Source organism: Mesorhizobium sp. WSM4308, from assembly GCF_002294905.1.
Taxonomy (GTDB): Bacteria; Pseudomonadota; Alphaproteobacteria; order Rhizobiales; family Rhizobiaceae; genus Mesorhizobium.
Window position 1 is genome coordinate 35555 of the sequence record NZ_NSFW01000028.1, and the last position, 19905, is coordinate 55459.

A 19905-nucleotide genomic window follows, 5' to 3' on the forward strand; every position below is an offset into this window, starting at 1 on the left:
ACAGATCATAATGGCAGACGATTTTCCGCGCGACCGCGCCCATATCCACCTTCGCAACAACGGCATTCGGGAAGCCTATCGGCGGCCCAACCAACTTATACATGCACCGCCGCTGCCGGCGCGTGATCGGGCGTCGCATGCTGCGGCCTTGACGCAATCCATCGAACAAGCGGTCGAAAGTGCACGCCAGCAGATTGCGGCGCGTGACCCCCAGCTGTCGGTCGGCACGCCTGGCTTTTACCTCGAGATCGATCTGCCCATGTCCGGACGGGCGGCCCTCGACCAGTTGGCCGATCGTCGCCAGCACATGGAGCTGGTCGCCGTCCATGAGCCAACTCAACCCGGTGCTCCCATCACAGCGTCGGTGTTCCTGCCGCAAAGCGCGCAAGCCTATTATTTGCGGAAAGTCGAGGCGTATCGAGACGTTGACACTGACCGCGGCAGACCGCGCAACGAGCCGCTCGTCTCCCGCATGGAGACAGTCAGGCTGGCGACTGCACGATCGTTGTTTACCGACCACGACGACCTCTTCCCCCAGGCCGCTGACGAGCAGGTGTGGTGGGAAGTCTGGCTGCGCGACGGTCGCCGCGAGAACTTCGAGCACATTGCCGAAGCCCTGAACATCACTTTGCGCACGCATGCGGTCAGGTTTCCGGAGCGGGTGGTCATGCTGGCACTCGCCAGCACGGCAATGCTCGACCGCATGATTGCGCACAGCGATGTCGTCGCCGAGCTGCGGCGCGCGAAGGATACGCCGTCCTTCTTCATGGGCCTTGGCGGCGCGGAGCAAAGGGACTGGAGCGACGAGCTTCTCGGGCGCGTCAGACCGCCTCAATCCGATATTGCGGTCTGCATTCTCGACAGCGGCGTACGTCGCACCCACCCGTTGATCGAACCCGCACTTGCCGTTGAAGACTGGCACACCGTCAAACCGGCATGGGGCAGCGACGACACACCTGCGTGGAGCGGCCACGGGACGCGAATGGCAGGTGTCGGCCTGTACGGTGATCTGGTCCCGCTCCTGGTCGGAGGCGATCCAGTTCCATTGCCCTTTCGGCTGGAGAGTGTCCGTATCCTTCCGCCAGAAGACGAGGCAAACGATCCAGAACTCTATGGCTCGATCACCGCGGAAGCGATCGCCCGCGCCGAGGTGCAGGCGCCGGAGCGCCGCCGCGCGATCGCAATGGCTGTGACAAGCGCCAGTCCGGCGCGTGGAAGGCCCACATCGTGGTCTGCCGCTATCGACCAACTCTGTTTCGAAGAGGAGCAGCGACGCTTGATCGTTCTCTCTGCCGGCAACATCGGCGATGACCTCATGCCGGCCGAGCATTTGACGCGCAACGATCTGGAAGCAGTCGATGATCCTTCTCAGGCCTGGAATGCGCTGACGGTCGGCGCTTTCACAGAAAAGGTCGATATCATTGACACCGACTTTGCGGGCTACGCTCCGATCGCGCCGGTCGGCGAGCTCTCGCCGCGCAGTCGCACTTCGGTCGTTTGGGACAGGCAGTGGCCGGTGAAGCCCGAGGTCGTCTTCGAAGGCGGCAATCTCGCCCATGACGGTGTGTTGCCTGGCGAGCCGATCGACGATCTGCAGATATTGACCACTTTCTATCGACCCGAACTGCGCCACTTCACCACCCTCGGAGATACGAGCGCGGCAACGGCCCATGCCGCACGGATGGCGGGACTAATTCTATCAGCGCGCCCCGAGCTGTGGCCTGAAACGGTTCGCGCCCTGATCGTCCACTCGGCCGAATGGACTCCGGCGATGCGCGCACGCATCGATGCGTGCAACGGAGCGAAGGGCGAGATCCAGGCGCTCGTGCGGCGCTATGGTTACGGCGTGCCAGATCTTGGGCGCGCGCTTCTGTCAACGGTGAACGACCTCACGCTTATCGTTGAAGATGAGCTTCAGCCTTTCCAGCGCGAGGGCGGCGCGGCTGCCAAAACGCGTGACATGAAGCTGCATCGCCTGCCTTGGCCGAAGGAGCAGCTCGCGGCGCTCGGCGCTGCCCAGGTCGAGCTCCGCGTCACGCTGTCCTATTTCATCGAACCCAACCCCGGTGAACGCGGATGGACCCGCCGGCATCGTTACGCGTCCCATGGTCTTCGGTTCAGAGTAAAGTCAGCGACCGAGACAGTCGACGAATTCCGAGCCCGCATCAATCAGGCCGCTCGGGACGAGGAGGAAGGGGCGCCTGCTGGAGGCGGAGAAGAGTGGCTGCTCGGCACCTTCCGCGATCGCGGCTCGTTGCACGCCGATTTCTGGTCGGGCAGCGCCGCCGATCTCGCCGAGCGTGATGCGATCGGCGTGTTCCCGGTCGGGGGCTGGTGGAAGGAGAAGCCTTACCTGGAACGCGTCGACGCTCTGGCTCGGTACGCCCTGATTGTGACGATGCGGGCGCCTGGGGTCGATGTTGACATCTTCACACCCGTCGAAGCAGCCCTGACTGTCGAGACGTCGGTCGAGACCTGATGCAGCACTGTCCAAATCGGCCAACAACGGAGGTTTGACCAGCCTCTGGTGCCATGGCGGCTGGTGCTGGATCATCACGTCGGCAACAGGGATCATGCGCGGAGGACGATAGGCCGGCAAAGGAGCGGGCCAAGCGTGTGATAATGGCGCCCATGGTCACGCCCACAAGCCGCGCCCCCTGCGTCTACGGAGAGGTGCGCGTCTGTTTAGGCGGCCGAGACATCGCTTACCTGATCAACGCGCTCGCCGTATTTGCGCCTGTAAGCGGCAATGAAATCGTCGTCGCTACAGATGCAGCGGCCGCTGGAGTCCTTGGCCTTCGGATCGTGCAAGTGAGAGCCAAGGGGGCGCAGAAGATTCACCCGAGTGCTCGTCGTCGGGCTCATGGGAAACCCCGCACTATGTTTGACCAAATCCGCGGCAAGCATAATCCCGGCAAGCACCGACTGAAAGGCCATCGGAACCACAGTTCGAACGCGGCGACTTCCTTCGCTAAGCTGGAACACCAGACCGCCGCAGATAGCCTGCTGATAAAAGGAGCGCAGGGGCTGGCCGACAAACGGGGCTAGCGGTTCAAACGGCACAGCCATCGCTGTAGCCACGCGAACTACAAAGTCGTTGGGAACTCCGGCATTGGTCTGCAGGAGCGTTTTCACCTGCTCGTGTGCTTCCGGTATTCCGAGTTCCTCGGCAATCAGCTGGTGCTCGTCCTTGGATTTTCCGGATGGCAGGTACATGCAACAAAGGCAAGCCTGGCCGTCATCGAAACCATGCCGGGAGATACCGAGATCGTGCTCCTGCGTCCAAGCGTTTGCGATCCATCGCGGCAGTGCACCTTGGACAGCCAGACGGTCGGCGGCGGTGTCAAGCGCCACACCCACTTGGTCGAAGACCCAATTGCCCCGGCGCGCAACATATTCTGCCCACGTCAGAGGGTGCGCCTCGACCTCAAGGGCAGTCGATCTAAGGGCGGTGGCTGCAAGAACCGCTTTGGACATACCAATCTCCGCCTGGCCAGCCAATGCGTAGCGCTGCAGGTTTGAGAGTTCGATCGCTTCGTGATCGATTACATGCAGACGACCTTTGAGATCGGGTTGTCTCGCTAGCGCCCAAAGCGAGCCATGGCCTATCGCACCGAGCCCAACGAGGTGGGTTTCGCCAAGGTCGACTGGGAAGTCGATCGGGCCAGGCTCTCCGGCTTTGGTCTTGTCGTAGCTGCATAGCGAGAGGTCGATGGTTTCGTCCAACTCGGCGCCGGTCAACTGGGCAGCGAAGATAGTTCGAAAGACGTTGGCGGCGCCGAAGCAACTGGCGGCGCCAGCTCCATAAGGCAGCAGACTTGGGCCAGAGCCCACCGGGTCCGTACGCGACAGCTTTGCCGCCCAACCGTCCGATCCCACGAAAAAGATCGGGCACCGGAGTGATGGGCGCGTTACCCCTGCAACGACGCAGACGGTGGCAGACTTGCCGGAACGCCGGATGCCGACTTTTGGATTGATCGACTTTGCCAAGCGCTCCAGCGCTTGGGCTTGAGAGCTCGCCGCGCTGTCCAGCGGGAGTATCGCCAGAACCGGGTAGAGCCTAGCGAGCAATCTCACCGCAAGATCTAGTGTCGCCTGGCCTTCGGCGCAGGAAGCGGCCTGATGGTCGAAGGCGACTGCCACGACCTGCTTTTCAAGAGCTGCTTTGAAGTCTCCCAGATGAAAATCGGCCAGGACCTGAGATGCCGCCGTGGCGGCGCGATCGATGAAGTTAGCGAATGCCATTGTTCAACTCGATATCATGATCATTCGCGACAGTGCCGCGGGAGGGAGCGCATTCCATTTGGCCTTTTCGTCAAGCCGATAGGCGGCGACCCGAGCAAAATCGAAAGGCTCGCGGGCGAAATTCGGCACTACCAGCGACAGACACCCAACCGTGGTAGCAACCGCATAAGCGTCGTCCGTCGTCGAATGGTAGGCGCGGCCCGGATGGCTGTGAATCTGGGCCAAGAGTTTCAGGCCGCTTTTGTAGAGCCAGACATTGAGCCGGTGCAGTTCTTCGGCCGCAACGATCACGCAAACGCCATCGTTTGTCCGAATGTGACGCTGCGCCGGGATAACCGTCTCTGTTACGGCAAAGTGCCGCTCTTGCTGAACGCCGACCCAGAGCGCCATCCCCTCATTGCCCTCGCGACCAACTGAGCGCAGATGCCCATGCGTGGTCGAGATGCAGCCGCGCGGGAGAGTCACGATCGTTACATCTCTCAAACCAGTCATTCTTGTATCGCCTGAGGGGATACCACCATTCCTACGATTGTCGGTTGGAGTTGAATCTGCAACTGCTCTATAGGAACGATTCCGTACTTGATGATCTTGTCCAGGATGAAGGCCAAACAGCCTTCGCCAGAACCCCGATGAAGCAGCCATGGATCACCTGAATGGGCTGGATTGTCGTGGTATTCCCGGACGCCCGCCATGCACAGGAATGGTTCGTCCTCGGGACTGTTGGCCTGGATGAAGTCCGTCAGCGGCACGGCGTTCTGCTGGATGAGAGCTCCTATCATCTCCGGCGGCGTTCCGGGCAGCGGCGGACGTCTAAGCATTTTCAGGTATAGATCTTTCCGGGCAATCGGATGACGCGTAAACGGATCGACGAAGACCACGGACGGTGGTCTTAAGTCGTAGTCGGTGAAGTCGACCTCGCTCGCTGCGCTGACCACCCGTGGCTTTAACTTGGGGCTGGCGAAAATGAAGAAAGCGCGCGGAAAGGTCGCCTCGATCAAGAAGCAGCCCTGAGCCCGATAGACATCAGCATATGGCCGGAACCGGCCGATCTCCCGATCAAACTTCGCTCGGGAGACCTCCGGATCCACACTTTGGTGTTTAGGCACCTGCGACGCCCGCCTTCAGGCTGAGGAACAGGGTCACAGTATTCGGGAAACCGAAGTCGCCAAGCTTCTTGTCGACATCGAGCAAGTTGCCGGCCTCATCCTTGAATTCCCAATTCTCGGCTGGTTGGGCGACATTCTGCGTGTTCTCAAGGGCTTTGGTACGAATGACGTGAAGCGGCTGGTTGGGATTGGCTTCGACCTGCGTGGGCTGGCCGTTCACCACCACCGTGATCTCGATCTTGCCCGGTCCGCCGCCGTGATTATCGCCCTTACCCGAATCCTTCGACATTGTCCTACTCCTGTGGCTTGCCAACCGCCCCACGCCCTGGCGCCCACCTGCGAGTGAGACCGGCGGTCTTCAATCGTTCACCCGGCGCCACGGCCGCGAGTACGCGAAAGACAGGGGATAAGCTACCGAATCGGTGCTTGCCTTCTTTTATGGGTGACTTGAGCCGCAAGTAAATGGTCTCAAATTGCTCCTCACAACTATAATCGATTAGAGCAATGCAAAAATATTGGCGACACGCCTATTCATCTGCTCTCTCACTCGCCTGCTCCGTGCTTGGCAAGGGGAGCTTTGACTGCGTCACGCGTCCCCCAAGCAGCCGATTGCGCCGGCAGCGCCGTAGGAACCGTCGTTCAGAGTCTTCACCACTCAAGCAGCCGCATGGATGCAGCCGACGCTCGTCTCCACAAACAGCGCAAGTGGTGCCTTGTTGGATAAGGTCGCCTCGTCCCTGGTGCAGCATCTGTCGGAACGGGTCCGCTGCGAGACCATGCCTCATCATCGCGCATGCGCAGCAGCCGGCGGTCGATGCTCGTAAGGCGTTCTGCTCATTTCGTGGCGAAGGCGCTGCTCGACTCGCGGACATATGCGGGCACCGAGGCGGAGGCTGACCAGTCGGCGCCGCGTTCGCGGATGTCGCTTGCAATGTGCTCGCGTGCGTTTGCCGCCGGCGACCTTGCCGTCCTCGCCTGCTATGGCGAGCCGGCGCAAGCGGATTGCTCGATACTGCCGGCGAGGCTGCGGGCCGGTCCTAACGGCCGTTCACAAGAGCTTGCATCAGCAACTGGCAATCGGATCGATAACTTCGCGATCGCCGTTATGGCGCGGAGATGCGGTCTCGCCGGGTTGTGGCTGGCGCTTCGTTGTGGGCGGCGCGTCGTAGCCGAGGGAGCAGGGGCGGCGCCATGATCCAGACCGAACGCGCGCTGCAGCAGGTGCTTGAGTGGGGGCGTGCCCTGACCGGTTTCGCGGATGAGCATGCTGAGGAAGCGGTAAGGGGCGGCCAGTATATCCTGCAACGCATTCACCCGAGCCTGCGCGACACCAGCGCCCGCACCGGCCGCGATCCGCAGGACGAAACGCTGATCGTGGCGTTCTATCGCGAACTGGCGCTGCTGTTCTGGCTAGACGATTGCAACGACGTTGGCCTGATCGCGCCGGAGCAGCTCGCCGCCCTGGAGCAGGCGCTGGGGCACGGCGTACCGTGCGTGCTCTCCGGATTCGAGGGCTGCGCTCAGCTGCGCGCTTCGCTGGCTGCGCTCGCTTACGATCGTCACGACTATGCTCGGCTTCTCGACTATACCCGGTGCTACTGCGCGGCGCTGCGCGCCGGACACGCGCAGGCGGCAGGGGCGCGACGCTGGTCTTACGCCGAGTACCTGCACAACGGCATCGATTCGATCGCTTACGGGACCGTGTTCTGTTGCCTGTCGCTGCTGTGGGGGCTGGACATGGCGACCTTGCGCGCGCGTCCAGCGTTTCGCCAGGTCCTGCGGCTCATCTCAGTGATAGGGCGCCTGCAGAACGATCTGCATGGACGCGACAAGGACAGGTCGGCCGGCGATAACGCGGCGATCCTGCTTCTGCAGCGCTATCCGGCTATGCCTGTGGTTGAGTTCCTCAACGACGAGTTGGCCGGCCATACGCGCATGCTGCACCGGGTGATGGCGGAAGAATGCTTTCCCGCGCCGTGGGGACCGTTGATCGAGGCGATGGCGGCGATCCGCGCGCAGTACTACCAGACTTCGACCAGCCGCTATCGCAGCGACGCTGCAGGGGGAGGCCAGCGTGCGTCGGCCTGGACGCGCCGGAGGCGGCGGCTTGGGCGCGCTGCCGTCGGTTCGATCCGACGCAACGCCGTCGCCCGCTGCTACGGATGGAGCGAGCATGAGCGACACCGCCCTGAGCCGGGGAAGGACGAACATCTGGACATCGTGCTGGATCGGCGAACGGCGCCGGCCACGGTGGCCGCTGGCTGGGAGTACATCCATCTCGAACACTGCGCACTGCCCGAGTTGGACCTGACGCAGATCGACCTGCGCGCCTCGCTGCTGGGCAAGGCTATGCGCGCGCCGCTGCTGATCAGCTCTATGGCCGGCGGCATGCCACGGGCCGAGGCCATCAACCGGCATTTGAGCGAGGCAGCGCAAGCCTTGGGGATCGCCATGTGCGGTTCGCAGCGTGTGAGCCTGCAATCCCGCAACTCCCAGGGGCTAACGCGCGCGCTGCGCCGCCTGGCGCCAGACATTCCCTTGCTGGCCAATATCGGCGCCGCGCAACTGCGGGAGGCCGACGGCCTGGACCTGGCGCGTCGCGCGGTGGACGCGCTGGAGGCCGATGGGCTCATCGTCCATCTCAATCCGCTGCAGGAAGCGGTACAGCCGGAGGGCGACCGCGAACTGGCGCGGCGTCCTGGCGCTGATCGCTGGCGCCGCGCGCATCGTGGGCGTGCCGATGGTGGCCAAGGAAGTGGGGGCGGGCCTGTCCGCCTCGGTGCCTGTGCGCTCGTCGAGGCGGGCGTGGCGGTAATCGATGTCGCCGGCGCCGGCGGCACCAGTTGGGCCGCAGTGGAGGGCGAGCGCGCCCGCAATGCCGCCGACCGTGCAGTGGCGATGTCATTCGCCGATTGGGGGATTCCACCCTGACCAGCGTGCAGGCGGTGCGTCGGGCGCTGCCAACGGTGAAGCTGATCGCGTCGGGCGGGATCCGCGATGGCGTCGACGTGGCCAAGGCCATCCGCCTGGGCGCGGACATCGCCGGGCAGGCGGCCAGCGTGCTGGGCGCGGCGACAGTGTCCACCGGGGCCGTTGTCGCGCATTTCGAGATCGTCATCCGCCAGTTGGCCGTCGCCTGCTTCTGCACGGGCTCGGCTGATCTGGCGGCGTTGCGTCAGGCGCGCTTGTTGCCCTCGTCGCATTTGTCCGCCGGTTGATGTCGGCGTCGTCCGCACGCTAACAGCAGGCTGCTGAAATACCTACGCCAAAGACAGACTATTGATCCCCCTGGCGAGACGGCTCGATTGACGGGAGCGATGTGTTCATGGAGCAGCTGTTCACGATGAAGCGGTTGGAAGATTTCGTTCCAGCCGGTCATCCTGGTGCCCGCACCGGCTGATGATCAATGGAGCGCTGGTGCGGCTAGACGGCATCCTTTCCGGCATGTACGCCTGCAGTGCCAAAGGCGGTCGCCCCAGCGTTGCGCCGGAGAAATTGCTGCGGGCCGTGTGTTGCAGGTGTTCTACAGCGTCCGTCGGAATTGATGCAGCAGGTGCTGCTGTGGCAAGGCCAAGACCCGGGAATGCCGTCAGCTTTGATCAGGCGCTTCGGGCCGTCGGAAACGCGCGAAGAGTCCGGCTTTCGAAAAAGGCCGAACGCCTCAGATAAAGCCAGAACTCCTTGGGTCACCATCAAACCAATTTGACGCCCCGGGACAATTTCGTCCGGCATTGTCCGGTGTGCGACGATGTTGGGGATGCGACATAGGCGGATTGCCGTGTATTTAAACCGCTTTTCCTTTGGCACGCATATTGCGCCCTATCGGTAAACCTCGTCATGGGCCGGCGGCAATCGCTCGGAGATTGTCGAAATAGCACAATGATTTCTGCCGGGGTGACATCCGGCCCGACTAGAGCAGGACCTTTCAGATGATGCAGAAAAGCAAGCGGCCATACTCGCGGGGAAATAGTCGCGTCAGGGCTGCATGGACGCTCTTTCCTGGTTGTTTCGGCGGCGGACGCCAACTCTTCAATCGGCACCCGAACCAGTGCCTGGATGTCCAAGGAGCGCCCCTGTTGCGCGTGCCTGGCTGCACCCGCGTGCTGGCTCTCCTCCAAGGCGACGCTTCGGCGCTGCTGCAGACCGGCGACGAGAACCCAACTTCAAAATTAGCATTCCGAAAACCGAAAGAAGTGAACAGGTATGTCCAGGATCGGCGCTTTGACGCGCGCCGCATGGCGATCGGCAACTCAGACGCTGGCCAAGGGTTCGAAAAGTTTACACCCGACGCTAGCGCCGGCCGATTTCAAGCGCGCACTTACGATCAACGATCGATATGGCGGGCTCACTGTCAATGTCCCCAAAATGCCTTTCTGGCTGACCGGGGGTGAAGCCTTCGTCTACCGCCGGACTAGCCACGGCGAGCAGCAGTTCATGCAGGTCGATGCTGCCACGGGTTTCAAGCGGCCCGCTTTCGATCAGGCGCGTCTGGCGGCAGCGCTAAACAAGGTGAGCCATGAGAGCTATCAAGCCGGCAATCTTCCGTTCGACCGTTTCGAACTGAGTGAGGATGGTCGCAGGCTCGACTTCCAGATTGAAGACACCCGGTGGAGCTGCGACCTTGCAAGCTATGACTGTACCAGCACCACATTCGATGCAAGGAAAGGGGACCGTAGGGAGCTCAGCCACCGCTACACGCCGCCAGCGGAGAACAACCCCGACAAGAGCAACGCGTCGCCCGACGGCAAATGGATCGCCTATATCAAGAACTGCAACGTTTTCCTGCGCAGCGAGGACGGATTGCAGGATGTTCCTCTGAGCCGGGACGGAGCCGAAGGCAATTGCTACGTCTTTTCGACGCTGAGCTGGTCGCCGGACTCGCGCCACCTCGCCGCTTACCTTGTTCGCCCCGGCTATAGGCGAGAGGTCCGCTACCTCAATTCTTCGACGGACCAGTTGGAGCGGGAATATTCAACAAAATTCTATCCCAGGCCGGGCGATGTCCTTCCGCTGCCCCAGCCAGTCCTGTTCGACATTGCCGGCCGGCGCCAGATCGTGATTGACGGTGCCCTCTTCTCGAACGTCTTCGAACTTTCCCCTCTCCGGTGGTGGGCGGACAGCCGCGGCTTCACTTTCGAATATAACCAGCGCGGGCATCAGCTTTATCGCCTGGTCGAGGTAGACGCCGCCTCGGGCCGCGGGCGCTCCCTGATCGATGAGACCAGCGAGACATTCGTTGATTATTTGCCGCTGGGGCATGGCCAGGAGGATGCCGGAAAAATCTTCCGTTACGATGTCGATGACGGGAAGGAGATCATCTGGGCATCAGAGCGCGACGGGTATGAGCATTTGTATCTTTTCAACGGCCGGACAGGCGCGCTCGAAAACCAGATCACGCGAGGTGAGTGGGTCGTCCGGAGGGTCAACCATGTCGATCCGGTCAAGCGTCAGATCTGGTTCGAGGCGAGCGGGATGAACTCGCAGGAGGACCCCTATTGGGTCCATGCTTACCGCATCGGCTTTGACGGCAAGGGACTGACTGCACTGACGCCCGAACCGGCCAACCACCATATCGAGTTCTCGCCTGACAGGCGCTATTATGTCGATCTCTGGTCACGCATCGATCTGCCCCCGCGCATGGCACTCTACCGCGCCAGCGACAATGCCAAGCTCCAGCAGATCGAGACGGCCGACATTTCTGAGCTCGTCGCCGCAGGCTGGCAGCCGCCGCTCAGTTTCCATTCCAAGGGGCGCGACGGCAAAACTGACATCTGGGGCGTGCTCCACCTGCCAGCCAACTTCGACCCGACGAAGAAATACCCGGTTGTGGAGAATATCTATGCTGGACCCCACGGCTCCTTCGTCCCAAAATCCTTCTCGCGGTGGACAGAGCCGCTCACGCAGCTGGGCTTCGTCGTTGCTCAGATCGACGGCATGGGCACCAACAACCGCTCCCGCGCCTTCCATGATGTTGCTTGGAAGAATCTGAAGGACGCAGGATTTCCCGATCGCATTCTGTGGCACAAGGCGGCGGCCGCGCAATATCCATGGTACGACATATCCAACGTCGGCATTTTTGGCGCATCCGCCGGCGGCCAGAGTGCAGTCAGCGCGCTGCTCTTTCACCCCGATTTCTACAAGGTCGCCGTCGCCAAAAACGGCTGCTTCGACAACAGGATAGACAAGACCTGGTGGAACGAACTTTGGATGGGGTGGCCGGTCGGCATTGAATATTCGCAATCCTCCGCCGTTGACAATGCTCACAGGCTGCAGGGCAAGCTGATGATCGCGGTCGGCGAAATGGATGATAATGTCGATCCGTTTTGCTCGTTCCAGCTTGCCGATCGACTCATCAAGGCAGGAAAAGATTTTGACATGGTCTACGTTCCTGGTGCCAATCACCATACTCTAGGCACCTACACCGAGCGCAAACTCCTAGACTTCTTCGTTCGCAACATTCTCGGTCAGACCCCGCCCGACTGGAACACCAAACCGATCGAGCTGGAATAGCTTGTGGCTCTTGCAATTGTTAGCTCGCCTTATCAGCTGTAATCAGGGCGAGGCGCGAGCAAATCTGCACCGAAGGACGATCGTGGAGTCTAGGACTTGCGCTGCGTATTGAGGATCGGCTCGCCGCGACGTTGGTCTGAGCAAACTGCTTGATAGGCACGCCTGCAGACCGCGTGTGTGCGATTGCAAGATCCCCTATCAGCCTGGTGTGAAGCGTTCAGGGGAAAAGCCGCACCCAACGCCGCTTCCGCTCGCCGTAACGCTACGGCGGTGCGGCCCACCGATCCGCTCGACGAGCATTGGAACACATAGGTCCCCGAACGGACGATTGCCTTGGCAATAGAAGACCCTCGTCGGTCATCGCCGCTGTGGGTGGCAGCCCGTCGGTCTGGAGCTGCCACGATTCTCATCCTCGCGTCACATATGAGCTGAAGCTTTCCGGATCGGGTATCCAATCGGCATCCAGTTGCTCGGCGATATGGTTGAATTCTGCCCTCAGGACAAGAGTGAGTAGAGCAGCCCCGCTACGAAAATCCCATCCTGGTTCGTTTGACGCATCGACTATTCAGATTGATTGGCGTGATACCCGGCGCGGCCGCAACACGCGAGGCCGTCAACCGCTGAGCAGAAAACCAGCCTTCGCCTTCCGCGGCGGCGGACCTCGTCAGCCTCTCGAAAGCTTGCCTGAGTAGGTTGCTCATGTGATCTGTGGAAGTGAGGATAGCGTGCACCCGTACAAACTAGACATTCATCGTGGCAGCTTGGCTGCAGGTGCAGCACGCCGTACCGCACGAGCAAGCGGACAGGCCGGCCAAGCCGGTTTTGAGCAGCACTTGGGCGAACTGCAGGCGGCGGACGAGTTGATGGGTGCGCTAGGCGAGGAGGTCCTCGTCAATGGCTCGCATGGTAAAGGTGAGTTGAGACCAACGAAGAGGCAGAGGATCCAAAGCAATCTGCAGCATGCTGTCACTGAGCGGCAACCAGGTGAGGTTGGCAACTCAGGCGCTCGCGTGATGATGCAACTCCCCACCGATCAGGTGGGTACATCGGAACGGGAGGCGCAACTTGTGATGCAGGGGGACGAGCACGAATACACCCCAGCACCGCATCTCGACGGGTCGATGCCCTCGACAGTGCAGCCGGATCGTCCAATTGTGGTCCCCGACGGTGCCGACAAGCGTCCTGTTTATTCCAACGATGCCACCGCCATCGAAGGGCTGAAGTCAGCACTCCTTGCGGGTAAAGCCAGGCCGGACACGGTCACTCGCAGCACAAATTCTCTTTTCGGCTTTAGTCGTTGGCTCTTTCAAAACAACAAGCCAGGGCTTGCTGCTCGGCTTTACCATCCGTCGCTGAGCCAGGATCTCGAGGAGTACGAGAGTAGGGGTGGTTCCTCCACCGTGGCTGGCGCACTGCGTCAATTGATGAAGTCGATGGGCGGAGCCGGCCCGATTGTGGGTCGCGCTGTCCTGAACCCCCATCCTGACGACGCCGCGCTCACCAGACATTTCAGATCCGCGAGCGGCTACGCAACTGCTCTTAACCATTTCAGTCATTACCTACGTCAAAATGACAAGCTCGGAATTGCGGGTCGCATTTACGATAAATCGCTGGATAAAGATGTTGAGAGCTACAAGGCCGCCTCCTCTAATGGTGGAGCTCCGATCGAATCTGCGCTGGTTTATCTCCGCAAGAACCCGCCGCGCGTTATACTCGGGAATCATCTGGAAAACGCGGTCAGCATGGAGGCTCGTCCCCGTGGCGACGCTGCTCAGCATACCGCACCACAGCAGGGATTCGATTGGCCAGAGGAGCTCCTGCCGGTAGGTTATAAGGAGGGCACCGATCTACCATTGTCTCTCGCCCCAACCGCGCACCAACACCAAGCGCCCGACTTTGGAGAGGCCGTCCCTCACTTGAACTGGCGCCACGGCGACCAGGGCGCCCCGGAGGAGCTGGTAGCTGCACGGGACAGGAGCAGCCCGCTGCCAAGCGAGGCGGTGCCACATAAATCTGGACGGGGACTCGCTACGCAGCCCAGATTGTGGGCGGAGAAATCCGCCTCGCCAGAGCTCTTTCGACGGCGGGCGGAGCAGGCTCTGCCGGCGTCCGCCAGAGGTGTGGAGACATCCTCCGCGGTTGATGAAGCCGCGCAGGCCGCTCGCCAAGCTTTGGCTTGGTTGCAGCAGGAGATGGAGGGGATCGAACCGATGCAGGATCCTCATGAGGTGGCTACACCGGAATGTGAGGCGCAGCTCGTCAGGCAGAGGGATGAGCACGAATCCACCCCAGCACCGCATCCCGGAGGTGGTGGGTCGATGCCCTCGACAGTGCAGCCGGATCGTCCAATTGTAGTCCCCGACGGTGCCGACAAGCGTCCTGTCTATTCCAACGATGCGACCGCTATCGAAGGGCTGAGGGCAGCATTCCACGCGGGTAAGGCCAAAGCGAACACGGTCACTTACAATGTAAATTCTCTTTTCGGCTTTAGTCGGTGGCTCCTTCAAAACAACAAGCCAGGGTTTGCTGCTCGGCTTTACCATTCGTCGCTGGATCAGGATCTCAAGGAGTACGAGAGTACGGGTGGTTCCTCCACCGTGGCTGGCGCACTGCGTTACCTCAAGAAGTCGACAGGCGGAGCCCCGATTATGGCTCGCCCTGTCGTGATCCCCTATCCTGACGATGCCGAGCTCATTAGAAATTACAGAGCCGCTTCGACCAAGGAGTACCTGGCAGCGCCTGCGACCGGACGGAATCCAGATACCGTGGGCGGCTATACAAATTTTCTTAGACATTTTAGTCAGTACCTGCGTCAAAATAACAAGCTTGGGATTGCGGCTCGGATTCACGACAAATCGCTGGATAAAGATGTTGAGAGCTTCAAGGCTGTCTCCTATGGTAATAGGCTAAGTATCAGTTCTGCATTGGCTCACCTCCGGGATATCCTGCCGCGCATTGTGCTCGGGCGCGAAACTGTCCTTTCTGCTCATCCGGCAGACGCAGTCACCAGGCGCGTTGGGGCCGCTGCTGAAGCTGGGCCAGCGGCACCGGCAAGAGCTCCCCAACCCGCCTCGCCAGCAACCGCTAGGCTGCCAGGCACCTACCGCGGCCTTCCACTGGTTGATGTGACCACACTGACTACCAGTTCCTCTGGGGCTCAGATCGGGGCGCTCGATCCGACAGCCCCGTCCAACGTTGCAACGGGGCGGGTGCTCGGCGCCGCCGAATGGCTGAGCGACGCCCATATCCAGAGAGATTACAATTTGCTGGAGGGGCAACTGCAGGGGATCAATCCGGCGCTCGCTGCCCGGACTCGGCTGGTGGATCCTTCCGTATCCCATCTACTGCGACACACGTCGCCGCAAGACGCTCGAGGCATATTGCAGTCCATCTATAATCAAAACAACGCCACAGCCGACTTCCTGTTCTTGCCAGTGAATAATGGCACGGCTACTAGCCCCGGCACCCATTGGTCGCTGCTGCTCGTTGATCGCCGCGACCCGGAAAGGCGGTTCGCCTATCACTACGACTCCCTCCAGCGAGAGGGATATAACGACGTGCCTGCAAAACAGCTCGCAGGACTGCTGAATGCCACCTTGGCGCCAGCCCCCATGGCCAGACAGACGAACCATTATGATTGCGGCGTATTTGTCCTGGAGGGCACGTGGGCGCTGGTTGAACGATTGGTGAAAGGGCAGCGGCCAGACCACGAGCCGCTGCCCCTCGACAACCTCGTTGCCGATCGGCAGGCGCTGCAAGACCGGCTAAGGAGGCGCTTGCCGCACGAGGAAGAGCCGCGGCAGCTGCTGGAGGATGAACCCGCCTCCCCACCGATGATGGCATTCGAGCCAGGGGAACTGCGGCAACTGTTGGAAGACGAGCCTGCCTCCCCACCAATGATGGCGTTCGAGCCAGGGGAACTGCGGCAACTGTTGGAGGACGAACCTGCCTCCCCACCAATGATGGCGTTCGAGCCAGGGGAACTGCGGCAACTGTTGGAGGACGAGCCTGCCTCCCCACCAATGATGGCGTTCGAGCCAGGGGAACTGCGGCAGCTGTTGGAGGATGAACCCGCTTCCCCACCGATGATGGCGTTCGAGCCAGGGGAACTGCGGCAACTGTTGGAGGATGAACCCGCTTCCCCACCGATGATGGCGTTCGAGCCAGGGGAACTGCGGCAACTGTTGGAAGACGAGCCTGCCTCCACTTGGGCACAAATCAATTCGACCCCACATGCGCGAGCGGACGGTGTTCATCAGCCAGCCCAGGCGCCGTGGCTCCCTGAACGCAGAAGATAACTTTGCGGAGGAGCGGTCACGCAACTGTCGGCGGCGCCGGGCCTCAGGGTGAATGGAAAGGATGGAGTGGCGGATGGTGTCGCGTGAAGGCGCAACACGCGTGCTGACCGACCTGCATACGTAGGAAGTCGTTCATTGCTCCCAAATCGTATGTGAGGAACATTCCTGTCCCGGCTGCGCCGCGCGATGCTAGGTCGCGTTGTTCAGCGGGCCAAGCCGATGACACCTACGAAGCTACTGATCGGGCAGATCGCCGTTGTGTGCGCAATTGTCATTATCGGCGTATGGACGGCAACCCAATGGTGCGCTCAAATGCTGACCTACCAGACGCCTCTCGGCGCACCATGGTTTCTCTTCGCCGGCTGGCCAATCTACAAGCCGTGGAAGCTGTTTGAATGGTGGTTCCACTTCGATGCTTATGCGCCGGAGGTCTTCGACAAAGCCGGTACGCTTGCAGGCGCCAGCGGATTCCTGGGTTGTGCCGCCGCAATCGCTGGCTCGCTTTTGCGCGCGCGACAGCGCGGGTCGGTTACGACCTATGGGTCTTCACGGTGGGCCACGACTCATGAGGTCGAGACGGCAGGGTTGTTACGGCCGGCGGGCGTTTTCCTCGGTAGGCTGAACGATCGCTATCTGCGCCATGACGGCCCGGAGCACGTCATGGCATTTGCGCCGACGCGTTCGGGCAAGGGCGTGGGGCTGGTTGTTCCAACGCTACTTTCCTGGACCGGGTCTGCCATCATTCATGATATAAAAGGCGAAAATTGGCAGTTGACCTCCGGCTGGCGGTCGAAATTCTCGTACTGCCTTCTGTTCAATCCGACCGACCCGAGATCGGCACGCTACAACCCGCTGCTGGAGGTGCGCAAAGGCCCAGATGAGATCCGGGACGTTCAAAACATCGCCGACATCCTCGTCGATCCCGAGGGCGCGCTGGAGCGACGGAACCACTGGGAGAAGACCAGCCATTCACTCCTAGTTGGCGCCATTTTGCACGTGCTCTACGCTGAAGAGGACAAGACGCTGGCCCGCGTCGCCACCTTCCTGTCGGACCCGCAACGCTCGTTTGCCGCAACGCTACGGCGGATGATGACGACAAACCATCTCGGGACGGGGCATAACCCTCAGGTCCATCCCGTAGTGGCCTCGGCGGCTCGCGAACTCCTGAACAAGTCGGAAAACGAGCGCTCAGGCGTCCTCTCGACCGCCATGTCCTTTCTCGGGCTTTATCGTGATCCAACGGTCGCGGCGGCCACTTCGTCCTGCGACTGGCGCATCGCTGACCTAGTGGATGGAGAGCGACCGCTGTCGCTCTATCTGGTCGTGCCGCCTTCGGATATCTCGCGCACCAAGCCTTTTGTGCGACTGATCTTGAACCAGATCGGCAGGCGGTTGACGGAGCGTCTGGAGGGGGACCCGAAGAAGAGCCGTAAGCATCAGCTGCTCATGATGCTGGACGAGTTTCCGGCGCTCGGTCGCCTCGACTTCTTCGAAACGGCGCTCGCCTTCATGGCAGGTTATGGCATTCGCTCCTATCTGATCGCACAATCTTTGAACCAGGTTTCAAAGGCCTATGGCGAGAACAATGCTATTCTCGACAATTGCCACGTGCGAATTGCCTTTTCCTCCAATGACGAACGCACGGCCAAGCGCATCTCGGATGCCCTCGGCACCGCAACCGAACTTAGGTCGATGCGCAACTATGCGGGCCATCGGCTTGCGCCCTGGCTTTCACATGTCATGGTGAGCCGCCAGGAAACCGCGCGCCCGCTCCTGACGCCAGGCGAGGTGATGCAATTGCCGCCGTCAGACGAATTGGTCCTGGTTTCTGGGTTGCCGCCGATCCGCGCCAAGAAGCTGCGCTATTATCAGGATCAGAATTTCACAGATCGGGTGCTGCCTGCGCCGGTGCTGCACGACGGACCCTATGCGGACTGCCCTGCATCACGCCCGGACGGCTGGACTGGACAAGTGTGCAGCGTCGATAGCCGACTTGCTGCGGACGAGGAAAGCGCCGACGCGCCAGTTGAAGACGAGGGAGGCGTTCAGCAGCAACGCCATCCAAGCCTGCCCGAAGAAGACGTTGTTGTCTCTCAAGAGCCCGATCAGGCCGATCTGTACAAGCCCGCAGACGATGACAGCGAAGCGCTCGCGGACAAGCGTGTCATGGATCGGATTTCCACTGCGGCCCGCGTCTACGGTATCAACGAGGGCAGGGGCGACGATGTCATTCCCGGCTTCTGAAGTCCGCTGAGTTGCAGAGCGCACCTCAGCGTAGATAACGGCCATAAGCAATTTTGAGCGTCTGGCCGATGCTTCTCCCGTCGCCGGCGCAACGCCGGGCCGTCGGAACGATCCGCATGAAGCCGCACCGCATTCGCCATCAGTTTCTGCTTGAGCCGGAGCTCAGCGAGAAACTGGACAACCTCAGTCGCGATCCGTCAACGACCAAATCAGCGATCGTGGGGAAGGCGATCGAGGCGTTCATCGAGCGGCGTGGCGAGAGCGAGTTCGATCGGCGCTACGGCGTAAGGCTTGACCGGCTCTCCCGCGATCTTGCCCACGTCAGGCGCGATTCCGAGGTGATCCTGGAGAGCCTGGCGCTCTTCATCCGCTTTTCGATCACCCTTCACGCCCACACGCCGGTCCCGGATCGGGCAACGCAGGCTATTGCCCAAGAGCGTTTCGAGAAATTCGTTGAGAAGGTCGGCCGCCAGATCGCTTCCGGCAAAAAGTCGCTTAGCAAAGACAATGGTGGGGGAGGGGAAGGATGAGCTCTCATCCCGAGGCCGACCACCGGCGGCGTGTCATGCTGCGCACCGCCATGGGTCCGGCAATCACCGAAGCCCTGGCCGATCCGTCCGTCATCGAGGTGATGGTCAATCCCGACGGCGCGCTGCGACTCGACCGGTTAGGCGAAGGTCGGGTCGATACCGACGTTCACATGCACCCGTCCGAGGCAGAACGTATCATCCGCCTGGTTGCTTCGCACGTGCGCGCCGAGGCGCACGCCGACAACCCGATCGTCAGTGCCGAATTGCCGTCTGGCGAACGCTTCGAAGGCCTGCTGCCACCTGTGGTGTTGGCGCCATGTTTTGCCATCCGCAAGCCCGCCGCGAAAGTCTACACCCTGGCCGACTATGTTGCCGAACGCATCATGCTGCCGCTGCAGGCCGATGCGCTGAAAAAGGCCGTCCGCGAGCGGCGCAACATGCTGATCGCCGGCGGCACTTCCTCGGGGAAGACAACACTCGCCAACGCTCTGCTGGCTGAAGTCGCCGAATGCGACGATCGGGTGATCCTGATCGAGGACACACGCGAACTGCAGTGCGCGGCCAGGGACTGCGTTGCCCTGAGAACAAGGCGGGGCTCGGTCACCCTTGCCGATCTCGTGCGCTCGACGCTGAGGCTCAGGCCGGACCGCATCATCGTGGGCGAGGTGAGGGGCGCGGAAGCGCTCGACATGCTGAAGGCATGGAACACCGGGCACCCAGGCGGCATCGCTACCGTACACGCCAATTCCGCGCGCTCGGCTCTCTATCGCATTGAGCAACTCGCCCAGGAAGCGGTGGTCACCGTTCCCCGCCGGCTCATCGCTGAGGCGATAGATCTGATCGTCTTCATAGCGGGACGCGGCTCGTCGCGCCACATCGACGCAATCGCCGAGGTCACCGGTCTCGACGGCAGCGGCGATTACGCCGTTGCCCCGCTCACGCTTTCGCAACTCCAGCAGCTTTGAAAGGCCT

Annotated in this window: 10 protein-coding genes and 3 pseudogenes; 9 read left to right on the plus strand and 4 right to left on the minus strand. The window is 61.3% G+C overall.

Annotated elements, in window-relative coordinates; genetic code table 11:
* The first annotated feature begins 10 nt into the window (after window positions 1-10).
* On the plus strand, window positions 11-2479 hold the full coding sequence (locus tag CK227_RS34275; RefSeq protein ID WP_063169237.1) for a S8 family peptidase: 2469 nt from the start codon (window positions 11-13) through the stop codon (window positions 2477-2479).
* Window positions 2480-2685: 206 nt separating this feature from the next.
* On the opposite strand, the gene CK227_RS34280 is transcribed toward CK227_RS34275, so the two are convergent.
* The 4 genes from CK227_RS34280 to CK227_RS34295 are packed head-to-tail and all read right to left on the minus strand — an operon-like array spanning window position 2686 to window position 5640.
* Window positions 2686-4245, minus strand: coding sequence for an E2 ligase fold family C protein (locus CK227_RS34280; RefSeq protein ID WP_024505651.1), 1560 nt, complete (start codon window positions 4243-4245; stop codon window positions 2686-2688).
* 3 nt (window positions 4246-4248) lie between these two features.
* Window positions 4249-4737 carry a Mov34/MPN/PAD-1 family protein gene (locus CK227_RS34285; protein ID WP_024505652.1) on the minus strand — a complete coding sequence of 163 codons (489 nt, stop codon included), beginning with the start codon at window positions 4735-4737 and terminating at the stop codon, window positions 4249-4251.
* Window positions 4734-5351 (minus strand): putative metal-binding protein, encoded by a 618-nt coding sequence (locus CK227_RS34290; protein WP_024505653.1) that lies wholly within the window; start codon window positions 5349-5351, stop codon window positions 4734-4736. Before CK227_RS34290 ends, CK227_RS34285 begins: the two co-directional genes overlap by 4 nt.
* The gene (locus tag CK227_RS34295; protein WP_024505654.1) at window positions 5344-5640 is read right to left on the minus strand and encodes a DUF2604 domain-containing protein; all 297 of its coding nucleotides are present in this window, start codon (window positions 5638-5640) and stop codon (window positions 5344-5346) included. Before CK227_RS34295 ends, CK227_RS34290 begins: the two co-directional genes overlap by 8 nt.
* A gap of 902 nt (window positions 5641-6542) precedes the next feature.
* On the opposite strand from CK227_RS34295, the pseudogene CK227_RS34305 reads away from it, so the two are divergent.
* From CK227_RS34305 to trbB, 8 genes and pseudogenes are all read left to right on the plus strand, one after another.
* Window positions 6543-7436: pseudogene (locus CK227_RS34305) on the plus strand (hypothetical protein); the annotation flags it as partial.
* Between the two features lie 88 nt (window positions 7437-7524).
* Window positions 7525-8569, plus strand: a pseudogene (gene fni / locus CK227_RS34310) (type 2 isopentenyl-diphosphate Delta-isomerase).
* 86 nt (window positions 8570-8655) lie between these two features.
* Window positions 8656-8887 (plus strand): annotated as a pseudogene (locus CK227_RS37660) (IS5/IS1182 family transposase); the annotation flags it as partial.
* A 667-nt stretch (window positions 8888-9554) separates the two neighbouring features.
* Window positions 9555-11861 (plus strand): S9 family peptidase, encoded by a 2307-nt coding sequence (locus tag CK227_RS34315; protein ID WP_063169235.1) that lies wholly within the window; start codon window positions 9555-9557, stop codon window positions 11859-11861.
* 833 nt (window positions 11862-12694) lie between these two features.
* Complete coding sequence (locus tag CK227_RS34320) at window positions 12695-16159, plus strand: Ulp1 family isopeptidase (protein WP_063169234.1); 3465 nt, start codon at window positions 12695-12697, stop codon at window positions 16157-16159.
* Window positions 16160-16378: 219 nt separating this feature from the next.
* Window positions 16379-18403 carry a conjugal transfer protein TraG gene (locus tag CK227_RS34325; RefSeq protein ID WP_063169233.1) on the plus strand — a complete coding sequence of 675 codons (2025 nt, stop codon included), beginning with the start codon at window positions 16379-16381 and terminating at the stop codon, window positions 18401-18403.
* Window positions 18404-18519: 116 nt separating this feature from the next.
* Complete coding sequence (locus tag CK227_RS34330; protein WP_063170364.1) at window positions 18520-18933, plus strand: CopG family transcriptional regulator; 414 nt, start codon at window positions 18520-18522, stop codon at window positions 18931-18933.
* Window positions 18930-19898 carry a P-type conjugative transfer ATPase TrbB gene (gene trbB / locus CK227_RS34335; protein WP_024502850.1) on the plus strand — a complete coding sequence of 323 codons (969 nt, stop codon included), beginning with the start codon at window positions 18930-18932 and terminating at the stop codon, window positions 19896-19898. Before CK227_RS34330 ends, trbB begins: the two co-directional genes overlap by 4 nt.
* The last annotated feature ends 7 nt before the right edge of the window (window positions 19899-19905 follow it).

Coding starts and splice junctions, on each gene's coding strand:
- CK227_RS34285 (WP_024505652.1), bottom strand. CDS start 4,737: ATGACTGGTTTGAGAGATGTAACGATCGTGACTCTCCCGCGCGGCTGC.
- CK227_RS34315 (WP_063169235.1), top strand. CDS start 9,555: ATGTCCAGGATCGGCGCTTTGACGCGCGCCGCATGGCGATCGGCAACT.
- CK227_RS34330 (WP_063170364.1), top strand. CDS start 18,520: ATGAAGCCGCACCGCATTCGCCATCAGTTTCTGCTTGAGCCGGAGCTC.
- CK227_RS34295 (WP_024505654.1), bottom strand. CDS start 5,640: ATGTCGAAGGATTCGGGTAAGGGCGATAATCACGGCGGCGGACCGGGC.
- CK227_RS34280 (WP_024505651.1), bottom strand. CDS start 4,245: ATGGCATTCGCTAACTTCATCGATCGCGCCGCCACGGCGGCATCTCAG.
- CK227_RS34325 (WP_063169233.1), top strand. CDS start 16,379: ATGACACCTACGAAGCTACTGATCGGGCAGATCGCCGTTGTGTGCGCA.
- trbB (WP_024502850.1), top strand. CDS start 18,930: ATGAGCTCTCATCCCGAGGCCGACCACCGGCGGCGTGTCATGCTGCGC.
- CK227_RS34275 (WP_063169237.1), top strand. CDS start 11: ATGGCAGACGATTTTCCGCGCGACCGCGCCCATATCCACCTTCGCAAC.